General features: G+C 57.0%; 12 protein-coding genes. 6 read left to right on the top strand and 6 right to left on the bottom strand.

Annotated features, from left to right (window positions below; all coding sequences use genetic code 11):
- The first annotated feature begins 1 nt into the window (after position 1).
- The gene (locus HBA26_RS14655) at positions 2-1,141 is read left to right on the top strand and encodes a glycoside hydrolase family 105 protein (protein WP_059353992.1); all 1,140 of its coding nucleotides are present in this window, start codon (positions 2-4) and stop codon (positions 1,139-1,141) included.
- A 34-nt stretch (positions 1,142-1,175) separates the two neighbouring features.
- Here the strand turns inward: HBA26_RS14655 and argS are convergent, their stop codons facing one another.
- A complete protein-coding gene (gene argS, locus HBA26_RS14650; protein ID WP_028013635.1) occupies positions 1,176-2,909 on the bottom strand; it encodes an arginine--tRNA ligase in 1,734 nt (577 codons plus the stop codon).
- Between the two features lie 239 nt (positions 2,910-3,148).
- Here argS and HBA26_RS14645 point away from each other — a divergent pair, with 239 nt between their 5' ends.
- On the top strand, positions 3,149-3,709 hold the full coding sequence (locus HBA26_RS14645) for a VOC family protein (protein WP_045631220.1): 561 nt from the start codon (positions 3,149-3,151) through the stop codon (positions 3,707-3,709).
- A 78-nt stretch (positions 3,710-3,787) separates the two neighbouring features.
- Positions 3,788-4,531, top strand: a complete 744-nt coding sequence (gene cutC / locus HBA26_RS14640; RefSeq protein ID WP_028013633.1) for a copper homeostasis protein CutC — start codon at positions 3,788-3,790, stop codon at positions 4,529-4,531.
- A gap of 120 nt (positions 4,532-4,651) precedes the next feature.
- Here cutC and cmoB read toward each other — a convergent pair whose 3' ends face one another.
- Genes cmoB through HBA26_RS14615 form a run of 5 tightly spaced genes read right to left on the bottom strand, consistent with a single transcriptional unit; the run spans position 4,652 to position 8,233 of the window.
- Positions 4,652-5,623, bottom strand: coding sequence for a tRNA 5-methoxyuridine(34)/uridine 5-oxyacetic acid(34) synthase CmoB (gene cmoB / locus HBA26_RS14635; protein WP_028013632.1), 972 nt, complete (start codon positions 5,621-5,623; stop codon positions 4,652-4,654).
- Complete coding sequence (gene cmoA / locus HBA26_RS14630) at positions 5,620-6,363, bottom strand: carboxy-S-adenosyl-L-methionine synthase CmoA (protein WP_045260318.1); 744 nt, start codon at positions 6,361-6,363, stop codon at positions 5,620-5,622. Before cmoA ends, cmoB begins: the two co-directional genes overlap by 4 nt.
- Before the next feature lie 40 nt (positions 6,364-6,403).
- Positions 6,404-6,799, bottom strand: coding sequence for an MAPEG family protein (locus tag HBA26_RS14625; protein ID WP_028013630.1), 396 nt, complete (start codon positions 6,797-6,799; stop codon positions 6,404-6,406).
- Between the two features lie 52 nt (positions 6,800-6,851).
- Positions 6,852-7,670, bottom strand: a complete 819-nt coding sequence (locus tag HBA26_RS14620; RefSeq protein ID WP_126345761.1) for a DUF72 domain-containing protein — start codon at positions 7,668-7,670, stop codon at positions 6,852-6,854.
- Positions 7,667-8,233: a hydrolase gene (locus HBA26_RS14615; protein WP_047367817.1), complete on the bottom strand. Its 567-nt coding sequence runs from the start codon at positions 8,231-8,233 to the stop codon at positions 7,667-7,669. The genes HBA26_RS14620 and HBA26_RS14615 overlap by 4 nt, the downstream gene beginning before the upstream one ends.
- Before the next feature lie 264 nt (positions 8,234-8,497).
- Between HBA26_RS14615 and aspS the strand changes: the two genes are divergently transcribed.
- The 3 genes from aspS to HBA26_RS14600 are packed head-to-tail and all read left to right on the top strand — an operon-like array spanning position 8,498 to position 11,483.
- On the top strand, positions 8,498-10,270 hold the full coding sequence (aspS, locus tag HBA26_RS14610; protein ID WP_028013627.1) for an aspartate--tRNA ligase: 1,773 nt from the start codon (positions 8,498-8,500) through the stop codon (positions 10,268-10,270).
- Position 10,271: 1 nt separating this feature from the next.
- The gene (nudB, locus tag HBA26_RS14605; protein ID WP_059353978.1) at positions 10,272-10,715 is read left to right on the top strand and encodes a dihydroneopterin triphosphate diphosphatase; all 444 of its coding nucleotides are present in this window, start codon (positions 10,272-10,274) and stop codon (positions 10,713-10,715) included.
- A 27-nt stretch (positions 10,716-10,742) separates the two neighbouring features.
- Positions 10,743-11,483 (top strand): YebC/PmpR family DNA-binding transcriptional regulator, encoded by a 741-nt coding sequence (locus HBA26_RS14600; protein ID WP_003859747.1) that lies wholly within the window; start codon positions 10,743-10,745, stop codon positions 11,481-11,483.
- Positions 11,484-11,511 lie beyond the last annotated feature (28 nt).

Below are 11,511 nucleotides of genomic sequence, written 5' to 3'. Positions count from 1 at the left end.
GATGAAAGTTTGGCCTGTCAAACATAGCCCGCTATTGCGTCAGCCAGAGCGCTTTATCGCCCGGGACGAGCTGAAATCGCTGATTCAAAAAGTGACGCACAACCTGGTCAATATCCACGATAAAACGGGTGAATTTTTGCTGCGGCTGGACGACGGGCGCGTGATCGACACCAAAGGCTGGGCCGGATGGGAGTGGACGCACGGCGTCGGCCTGTATGGCATCTGGCAGTATTACTGCCAGACAGGCGACGAAGGGATGCGCAACATTATCGACAGCTGGTTTGCCGACCGCTTTGCGGAAGGCGCCACCACCAAAAACGTCAATACGATGTCGCCGTTCCTGACGCTGGCCTATCGCTACGAAGAGAGCAAAAACCCGGCCTGGCTGCCGTGGCTGGAAAGCTGGGCGGAGTGGGCGATGACTGAAATGCCACGCACCGAACACGGCGGTATGCAGCACATCACGCTGGCGGAAGAGAATCATCAACAGATGTGGGACGACACGCTGATGATGACGGTGCTGCCGCTGGCGAAAATCGGCAGGCTGCTGAATAAGCCGGAGTACGTAGAGGAGGCGATCTATCAGTTCCTGCTCCACGTGCAGAACCTGATGGACCGGGAGACGGGGCTGTGGTTCCACGGCTGGAGCTACGACGGCAATCATAACTTTGCCCGGGCCCGCTGGGCGCGCGGCAACAGCTGGCTCACCATCGTGATCCCCGACTTCCTCGAACTGGTTGATCTGCCTGAAAACAACGCCGTGCGCCGTTATCTGGTGCAGGTGCTGAAGGCGCAGGTCGCCGCGCTGGCAAAATGTCAGGACGAAAGCGGGTTGTGGCATACGCTGCTGGACGATCCGAACTCGTACCTGGAGGCATCCGCCACGGCAGGGTTTGCCTACGGGATCCTGAAAGCGGTGCGGAAGCGCTATGTTGAGCCTGAATATGCTGACGTTGCTGAAAAAGCGATTCGCGGTATCGTGAAAAATATCTCGCCGGAAGGGGAGTTGCTGCAAACGTCGTTCGGTACGGGCATGGGCAGCGATCTTGATTTTTATCGCCAGATCCCGCTGACGTCGATGCCGTATGGCCAGGCGATGGCGATTCTCTGTCTGACAGAGTATTTGCGGAAATACTTCTGATAATAAAAAACCCGGCGTTTGCCGGGTTTCTTTTTTACATACGTTCTACGGTTTCGATACCCAAGGTATCCAGACCCAGCTTCAGGGTCTTCGCCGTCAGCTGAGCCAGCTTCAGGCGGCTGTTACGCACCGATTCATTTTCTGCAGACAGAATAGGGCAGTGCTCGTAGAAGCCGGAGAAAAGACCCGCCAGATCGTACAGGTAAGCACACATCACGTGCGGCGTGCCGTCACGCGCGACAACCGTCAGCGTCTCTTCGAACTGCAGCAGACGCGCCGCCAGCTGTGCTTCACGATCTTCCGTGATGGTCACTGTCGCATTCGCCAGCACGCTTTCATCAATGTTCGCCTTGCGGAACACGGAGAGCACGCGGGTATAGGCGTACTGCATGTACGGCGCTGTGTTGCCTTCAAACGCCAGCATGTTGTCCCAGTCGAAGATGTAGTCGGTGGTGCGGTTCTTGGAAAGATCCGCGTATTTCACCGCACCGATACCCACGGCGTTGGCCAGTTTTTCCAGTTCGTCAGCAGGCATGTCCGGGTTCTTCTCTGCCACCAGGCGACGGGCGCGCTCCAGCGCTTCGTCCAGCAGATCGGAAAGCTTCACGGTACCGCCCGCGCGGGTTTTGAACGGCTTGCCGTCTTTACCCAGCATCATGCCGAACATGTGGTGTTCCAGCGGCACGCAGTCCGGCACGTAACCGGCTTTACGCACGATAGTCCACGCCTGCATCAGGTGCTGGTGCTGACGGGAGTCGATGTAATACAGCACGCGGTCGGCGTGCAGGGTTTCGTAACGGTATTTCGCACACGCGATGTCCGTGGTGGTGTAGAGATAGCCGCCATCCTTTTTCTGGATAATCACGCCCATCGGTTCGCCTTCCTTGTTTTTGTACTCATCAAGGAACACTACCGTTGCGCCTTCGCTCTCCACCGCCAGGTTTTTGGCCTTCAGGTCCGCCACAATGCCTGGCAGCATCGGGTTGTACAGGCTTTCACCCATCACGTCGTCGCGAGTCAGGGTCACGTTCAGACGGTTATAGGTAAGCTGGTTCTGGGACATGGTGATGTCAACCAGCTTGCGCCACATCTCAAGGAAGTATTGATCCCCGCCCTGCAGCTTCACCACGTAGCTGCGTGCGCGCTCGGCAAAGGCTTCGTCTTCGTCATAGTGCTTTTTGGCTTCGCGGTAGAACCCTTCCAGGTCCGCCAGCGCCATTTCACCCGCGTTTTCCTGCTGCTGTTTTTCCAGGTAAGCAATCAGCATGCCGAACTGGGTGCCCCAGTCGCCCACGTGGTTCGCGCGGATCACCTTGTGACCGAGGAACTCAAGGGTGCGTACCGCGGCGTCACCGATGATGGTGGAGCGCAGGTGGCCTACGTGCATCTCCTTCGCCACGTTCGGGGCAGAGTAGTCGACCACCACTGTCTGCGCTTCCGGCTGGGAAACGCCCAGACGGTCAGACTTCAGCGCCGCGTCAACGTGGCTCGCCAGGAACGCAGGCTCAAGGAAAATATTGATAAAGCCCGGACCAGCAATTTCAGTTTTGCTGGCAATGCCGGAAAGATCCAGATGCGTCAGTACCTGCTCAGCGAGCTGTCGCGGCGGCATGCCCAGTTTTTTAGCCACTGCCATCACGCCATTAGCCTGATAGTCGCCAAACTGTACTTTTGCTGACTGACGAACCTGCGGTTCGCAATCCGCAGGTGCGCCTGCGGCAATCAGTGCCTGACTGACTTTTTCGGAGAGAAGAGCCTGAATATTCACCTGGATACCTTACGTTTTTGATGCGGGCTTACAACCGCCCGCGCCAGTTAAAGAATTTAGGGCGGGAGTATACTGCAAATGCCTTCTGGCGTCAGCATTGCGGGGCCCGAAGATTGCTCAGAATCCAGGCTAAGAAAGCGTGCATAACCATGCAGTCATAAAAAGCCGGATTCTGCGGTTGGTCAAAACGGGGCAACGGAGTAAATTAGCGGCTTTGCGACACGAAAAGAGACTGACTTATGGCGAACTGGCAATCCATTGACGAACTGCATGATATTTCCGCAGATTTACCGCGCTTCACAAAGGCGTTCACAGAACTTGCCACCCGTCTTGGTCTGGATATCGTGCCGCTTGCGGCGGATCACATTTCCTTGCGCTGCCACCAGAATGCCACCGCCGAGCGCTGGCGTCGCGGGTTTGAACAGTGCGGCGAGTTGCTCTCTGAGAACATCATCAATGGACGCCCCATTTGTCTGTTCAAACTGCATGAGCCGGTGAACGTGGCGCACTGGCAGTTCACCGTGGTTGAACTGCCGTGGCCGGGCGAGAAACGCTATCCGCACGAAGGCTGGGAGCATATCGAAATCGTCCTGCCGGGTGAGCCGGAAACGTTGAACGCGCGCGCCCTGGCCCTGCTGTCAGACGACGGGTTAAGCAAGCCGGGGATTTTTGTGAAGACGAGTTCACCCAAAGGCGAGCGCGAGCGTCTGCCTAACCCGACGCTGGCCGTGACGGACGGGCAGGTGACCGTGAAATTTCATCCCTGGACCATTGAGCAGATCGTTGCCAGCGAAGCCTGAGAGTTGTGATTCGTCGCTGAGACACGAAACGAGAGGCGTGCCATGATGGCGCGTTAAGCTGATTTTAAGGAGAAGCAGATGGCGCTGCTGGAGATTTGTTGTTACAGCGTGGCGTGTGCCGTAACGGCGCAACAGATGGGAGCTGACCGTATTGAGCTATGCGCCGCCCCGAAAGAAGGGGGGTTAACGCCTTCATACGGCGTGTTGAAGTCTGCCCGCCAGGCCGTCACCATCCCGGTCCACCCGATTATTCGGCCTCGCGGCGGCGATTTTTGTTACACGGCGGGCGAGTTCAGTGCCATGCTTGAAGATATCGCGCTGGTTCGTGACCTGGGCTTCCCGGGGCTGGTTACCGGCCTGCTTGATGAAGATGGTCACGTCGACCTGCCGCGGATGCGTAAGGTGATGGACGCCGCGAAAGGAATGGCCGTCACCTTTCATCGTGCGTTTGATATGTGCAAAGATCCCCTGCAAGCATTTGATACGCTTGCCGAACTTGGCGTGGCGCGCGTTCTGACATCGGGACAGCAGTCTTCGGCGGAAAAAGGTCTGCAATTAATTACGGAACTAAAAGCACATTCCGGTGTTCCAATAATAATGGCGGGTGCGGGAGTCCGTGCCAGCAATCTGGAACGGTTTTTAAACGCCGGGGTGGAAGAGCTTCACAGCTCTGCGGGGAAATGGATACCTTCACCCATGCGTTATCGCAATACAGGGCTGTCAATGTCGACGGATGCTGAAGCGGATGAATATTCTCGCTACGGCGTAGAGGGAGAGTCGGTTGCGGAAATGAAGTCGCTGATTGAGCGTCATCACGTGTAGCAACGTACCGATTTTTACCGCGCATCATGTCGCCCAATATGATGCTTGCTTGTACCAGGCCCCTGCAATTTCAACAGGGGCCTTTTTTTATCCCCTCACCCCACAGGGGAGAGGGGAAAACTACGGCTTGGTCGCAATCAATACCGCACGCATTGGTGCAGGATAGCCTTCAACGGTTTTGCTGTGGTCGGCCGGGTCGAGGAACTGCTCCAGCGATTCGGTGATCATCCAGTCGGTGCGGCGCTGCTCTTCGATAGACGTTACGCAAACATCGGCAATGCGCACATCCACAAATCCGCATTTCTCCAGCCAGTTTTTCAGCGCCAGCGCGGACGGGATGAAGTAAACGTTGCGCATCTGTGCGTAGCGATCGCCCGGCACCAGAACCGCATGCTCATCGCCTTCAATTACCAGCGTTTCCAGCACCAGCTCGCCGCCGCTGACCAGCTGATCTTTGAGCTGCCACAGGTGTTCAAGCGGGGAACGACGATGATACAGCACGCCCATTGAGAAGACGGTATCGAACGCTTTCAGGGCAGGGAGCTGCTCTATGCCCAGCGGCAGCAGGTGCGCGCGCTGGTCGTTGCCGAGCAGTTTTCGCACCGCCTCAAACTGGCACAGGAAGAGCTGCATCGGGTCGATGCCGACCGCCAGATGGGCTCCCGCGCCAATCATGCGCCACATGTGGTAACCGCTGCCGCAGCCTACGTCCAGAATGGTGCGCCCGGTCAGGTCGGAAAGGTGCGGCAGTACGCGATCCCACTTCCAGTCTGAGCGCCACTCGGTATTGATGTTCACGCCGTACAGCGAGAACGGCCCTTTGCGCCACGGCATTAAATTACGCATCAGCGTTTCGATGCGGTTGATCTGCCCGGCAGGGAGCGGCTCTGCGCTTTCCGCCGTCACGCTGTGCAGTAAATCCAGACGATGCGGCGTCAGCTCCGGCAGATACTCCACGGCATTTGACCACTGCTTTAACAGGCCGTGCTGCTGATCGCGCTGCCAGGCGGCAATCTGCGCCGGCAGGGTCTCCAGCCAGTGGGAAAGATGGTTTTTAGCAATCAGCTGATAAAAGTTGCTGAATTCAATCATGCGGCATCCCCGGCTTTTAGCGCCACCAGAGAGCCAAAGTTAAAGCACTGGAACCACAGTTCGCTGTGCTCAAAACCGGCTTTGTGCAGGCGCGCTTTATGGGTTTCCACGGAGTCCGTCAGCATCACGTTTTCCAGCATGCTGCGCTTCTGGCTGATCTCCAGCTCGCTGTAGCCGTTCGCCCGTTTGAAATCGTGGTGCATGTTGAACAGCAGCTCGCCTACTTTGGCATCCTCAAAGCTGAATTTCTCAGAAAGCACCAGCGCGCCGCCGGGATTCAGCCCCTGGTAAATTTTGTCCAGCAGCAGCTGGCGGTCTTCAGGCACCAGGAACTGCAGGGTAAAGTTCAGCACTACCATCGAGGCGTTGTTAATCTCGATCTCGCGGATATCGCCTTCCACCACGTCCACCGGAACGGGCGCTTTGTACGCGTCAATATGGCGACGGCAGCGTTCCACCATGGCCGGGGAGTTATCGACGGCAATGATTCGGCAGCCATCGTGATGAATGTTACGACGTACCGACAGCGTTGCCGCGCCGAGCGAGCAGCCCAGGTCATAGACCTGCGTACCGGGTTGAACGAAGCGCTCAGCCAGCATACCGATCATAGAGATAATATTGGAATAACCGGGAACAGAGCGCTGGATCATATCCGGGAAGACTTCGGCTACCCGTTCATCGAAGGTCCAGTCGCCCAGGCTGGCGATAGGCGCGGAAAAAAGCGTGTCGCGATCTGACATAACGTAAAAATCCGGGAAAAATAAAGTGGCGTATTGTGCGCTAATGGAGGGAGAAAACCAACTCCCACGGCATATACCACAGGTTAGCCAGCACCATCAGCAAAAGCGAACACCAGGTCGCACTCATGCCGGAACGACGCCAGCGGAATAAACGGTGGTGAAAGCCGTAATAATGCATTAACCGGCCGGCAATAAGCATCAGGCCACAAATATGCACCATCCAGGTTTCCGCGCCATTCATCTCCATAAACAGCAGCAGGATGAGAGCAACGGGAATGTATTCCACCGCATTACCGTGAATGCGAATAGCGCTTTGCAGTTCGGAGAAACCGCCGTCGCCGTAAGAGACGCGGTACTGCATCCTGAGGCGCACAACATCAAACGAAAATTTAATCAGCAGTAATGCACCTAACACCGCATACAGCGCGCTGACCATACTAACTCCCTGTTTTTTGGCAGATGGCACTTCACTATGATAGGGGGTGATATCAGAAAAGAGAAGATTGTTGTGGGATGGAAGGGGTGCTGCCCACGGACGGCACCGCGGCCTGCAAGGCCTGCCACAGAGCATCGACCAGTTCGGGCGCCTGAGCAATATCCGGCGTGTGCAAAAAGAGGTACGGCGTGGTGGTGTGCTCCCAGCTCGCGAGTTTTTGCAGCCAGACGGCGAACATCGCCTGATTTTGCTGCATATTGTCGCTGCCGATGAACCTGACCATCGGGTTCTGTGCGGTCACGATGGCGTGGACCGGCACTTTCGGTTTTTTACGCTGAGCATCAACGATGGCCTCGTTATGCGGTACCGCGCTGTGCACCGGACGACTGTCGAGGATCACCCGGTTAACGGAACGATCCAGCAGGCCCCGGTTGAGCGTTTTTTCGGCTTCGCCTTTAGCAAAGAAGTCCTGATGTCGGACTTCCACACCGTAGGTGAATTCGCGGGGCAGGGCATCCAGGAACTGCCACAGGGCGGGCAGATCGCGCGGGCCAAACGTGGCGGGAAGCTGGAGCCAGTATTGTCCAATTCGGTTCGCCAGCGGCGACATGCGCGTGAAAAATTCTTCCGTTAAGTCCCCGCAGTTGCGCAGCGCGGCCTGGTGGGAAATGGTCGCCGGAAACTTAAAGCAGAAACGGAAGTCGTCCGTTGTTTGCTCCCGCCAGCGTTCGACTATCTCGGCTTTGGGCAGCGCATACAGCGTGGTGTTACCCTCGACGCAGTTAAAGTGTCGGGCATACTCTTCAAGGCTGGTAATGCCCAGGCGCACCCATTTCGGGTGCGACCACTGGGGCAGGCCCACGTACATCATAGCGCGCTTAAAATCTCATCCGTGCTGCGCACGCGTCCGATGCGCGGGAAGATATGGGTCATGCTGCCCTGATGCTGTTCGGCGGAAGCCGCGCTGCAGGCATCTTCAGCAATCACCAGATTAAAGCCCAGCTCCCAGGCGTTACGGGCTGTCGATTCCACGCCGATGTTGGTGGATATGCCGCACAGAATAATGGTGTCGATACCGCGGCGGCGAAGCTGCAGCTCAAGGTCGGTCCCGTAGAACGCGCCCCACTGGCGTTTAGTCACTTCGATATCGCTGTCGCGTTTGCCCAGCGACACCGGGTACGTCCACCAGTTTTCCGGCAGGGCATGTGCGGGTGCCTGGGCATCAACGGGCTGTTTTAACGCCTCGGCGAAATCAGCGGACCAGCCGACGCGCACCATGACCACAGGGGCACCGCTGGCGCGGCACTTCTCGGCCAGGCGAGCGGCGCGGCTGACGACTTCGTCCGCTGCGTGTGGGCCACCGGCGAAGGGCAGGATCCCTTCCTGTAAATCAATCACAACAAGCGCGGTTTTGCGGGCATCAAGTGTTAACATCGTCACTCCAGGTAAATTAATCACTTCCGTAACACCTTACGACGTGATGACCTGTTATCGGTCGGATAATTTTGTTAATTTTTGTGAGAATGCGCAATAAGAGTGCAGCAAACGACCGTCTGGCGGTGGTTCGCTCTTATCGTCCGGCGGAATTTCCAGTATAATAGCCGCCTTTTTTCATCCAGTTGTGACATACAGAAAGCTGCGACATAGTAGCCTGCATACCAGGCGACATTTAGCCTGCGGCTAATTAAGGGATATCTCATGCGTACAGAATATTGCGGGCAGCTGCGTCAGTCCCACGTCGGACAGCAGGTCACCCTGTGTGGTTGGGTCAACCGTCGTCGTGATCTTGGTAGCCTTATCTTCATCGATATGCGCGACCGTGAAGGTATCGTTCAGGTGTTCTTCGACCCGGATCGCGCAGATGCGCTGAAGCTGGCCTCTGAGCTGCGTAATGAGTTCTGCATTCAGGTCACCGGCACCGTGCGTGCGCGTGACGAGAAAAACGTTAACGCAGACATGGCGACGGGCGCTATCGAAGTGCTGGCGTCCGACCTGGTTATTATCAACCGCGCCGAAGCGCTGCCGCTGGACTCCAACCACGTCAACACTGAAGAAGCGCGTCTGAAATACCGCTACCTGGATCTGCGTCGTCCGGAAATGGCTCAGCGCCTGAAAACCCGTGCGAAAATCACCAGCCTGGTGCGTCGCTTTATGGATGACCACGGTTTCCTCGATATTGAAACCCCGATGCTGACCAAAGCGACGCCGGAAGGCGCGCGCGATTACCTGGTGCCATCCCGCGTTCATAAAGGCAAATTCTACGCGCTGCCGCAGTCACCGCAGCTGTTCAAACAGCTGCTGATGATGTCCGGCTTCGACCGCTATTATCAAATCGTTAAGTGCTTCCGCGACGAAGACCTGCGCGCTGATCGTCAGCCAGAATTTACCCAGATCGATGTGGAAACCTCCTTCATGACCGCCGAACAGGTGCGTGAAGTGATGGAAGCCCTGGTGCGTAGCCTGTGGAACGACGTGAAGGGCGTTGAGCTGGGCGATTTCCCGATCATGACCTTCGCCGAAGCGGAACGTCGCTACGGCTCCGACAAACCAGACCTGCGTAACCCGATGGAGCTGGTGGACGTAGCAGACCTGGTGAAATCCGTTGAGTTCGCGGTATTCGCGGGACCGGCTAACGATCCGAAAGGCCGCGTGGCTGCCCTGCGCGTACCGGGCGGCGCGGCGCTGAGCCGTAAGCAGATTGATGACTACGGCAACTTTATTAAGATCTACGGCGCGAAAGGTCTGGCCTATATTAAAGTGACCGAGCGTGCGAAAGGTCTGGAAGGGATCACCAGCCCGGTGGCGAAATTCCTGAACGCGGACATCGTGGAAGCGATCCTTGAGCGCACCGGTGCGCAGGACGGCGACATGATCTTCTTCGGCGCAGACAACAAGAAAGTCGTTGCGGATGCGATGGGCGCGCTGCGTCTGAAGCTCGGCAAAGACCTGAACCTGACCGACGAAAGCAAATGGGCGCCACTGTGGGTTATCGACTTCCCGATGTTTGAAGACGACGGTGAAGGCGGCCTGACCGCGATGCACCACCCGTTCACCTCGCCAAAAGAGATGACGGCGGCAGAGCTGAAAGCGGCGCCGGAAGAGGCAGTGGCAAACGCTTATGACATGGTTATCAACGGCTATGAAGTGGGCGGCGGCTCCGTGCGTATTCACAGCGGTGAAATGCAGCAGACCGTGTTCGGCATTCTGGGTATTAACGAGCAGGAACAGCGTGAGAAGTTTGGCTTCCTGCTGGACGCCCTGAAGTACGGCACACCGCCGCACGCGGGTCTGGCCTTCGGTCTCGACCGTCTGACCATGCTGCTGACCGGCACCGATAACATTCGTGACGTTATCGCCTTCCCGAAAACCACTGCCGCAGCGTGTCTGATGACCGAAGCGCCAAGCTTTGCCAACCCGGCAGCGCTGGCCGAGCTGGGCATTGAAGTGGTGAAGAAGGAAGAGAAAAACTGATATGGCATATAAGCTTCCCGTTTCTGTCCTGGTGGTCATTTATGCAGAAGACACGAAGCGGGTGCTGATGTTGCAGCGGCGCGACGATCCTGATTTCTGGCAGTCGGTTACCGGCAGTCTGGAAGAGGGGGAGACCGCGCCGCAGGCCGCCGCGCGTGAAGTAAAGGAAGAGGTCACCATTGACGTTGCTCATGAGCAACTGACCCTGAAGGACTGTCAGCGCACGGTGGAGTTTGAAATTTTTAGCCATTTACGTCATCGCTATGCGCCGGGCATTGAGCGCAACACAGAGTCGTGGTTCTGTCTCGCGCTCCCCCATGAGCGGGAGATCGTGTTTACCGAACACCTGAACTACCGCTGGGTGAACGCGGCGGATGCCGCCGCACTGACCAAGTCGTGGAGCAACCGGCAGGCGATTGAAGAATTTGTAATTAACGCGGCCTGAGAAGGCGCGATTTTTGGAGAACTTTTTATGGCAGGTCATAGTAAGTGGGCCAACACCAAACACCGCAAAGCGGCACAGGATGCCAAGCGCGGTAAGATCTTTACCAAAATCATTCGCGAGCTGGTGACAGCAGCGCGTCTGGGCGGCGGCGACCCGGCTTCTAACCCACGCCTGCGCGCGGCGGTAGATAAAGCGCTGTCTAACAACATGACGCGTGACACCCTGAACCGTGCTATCGCACGCGGCGTGGGCGGTGATGAAGACGCGAACATGGAAACCATCATTTATGAAGGTTACGGCCCTGGCGGTACTGCGGTGATGGTTGAATGCCTGTCTGACAACCGTAACCGTACCGTTGCGGAAGTGCGCCACGCGTTCACCAAAACCGGTGGCAACCTGGGCACTGATGGCTCCGTAGCTTACCTGTTCAGCAAAAAAGGCGTCATCTCTTTCGAGAAAGGCGACGAAGATGCGATCATGGAAGCGGCGCTGGAAGCGGGTGCGGAAGACGTGGTGACCTACGATGATGGTGCCATTGACGTCTACACCGCGTGGGAAGAGATGGGTGCCGTGCGCGATGCGCTGGAAGCGGCGGGCCTGAAAGCGGACAACGCTGAAGTCTCCATGATCCCGTCCACCAAAGCGGATATGGATGCAGAAACCGCACCGAAACTGCTGCGTCTGATCGACATGCTCGAAGACTGCGACGATGTGCAGGAAGTGTACCACAACGGTGAAATCTCTGATGAGGTTGCAGCGACTCTCTGATGAGAGCCTGTAAACCGTTTACGGGAGA

It is taken from the genome of Enterobacter sp. 725m/11, from assembly GCF_011683705.1.
Taxonomy (GTDB): Bacteria; Pseudomonadota; Gammaproteobacteria; order Enterobacterales; family Enterobacteriaceae; genus Enterobacter; species Enterobacter bugandensis.
This window is presented reverse-complemented; position numbering and strand designations above follow the sequence as displayed.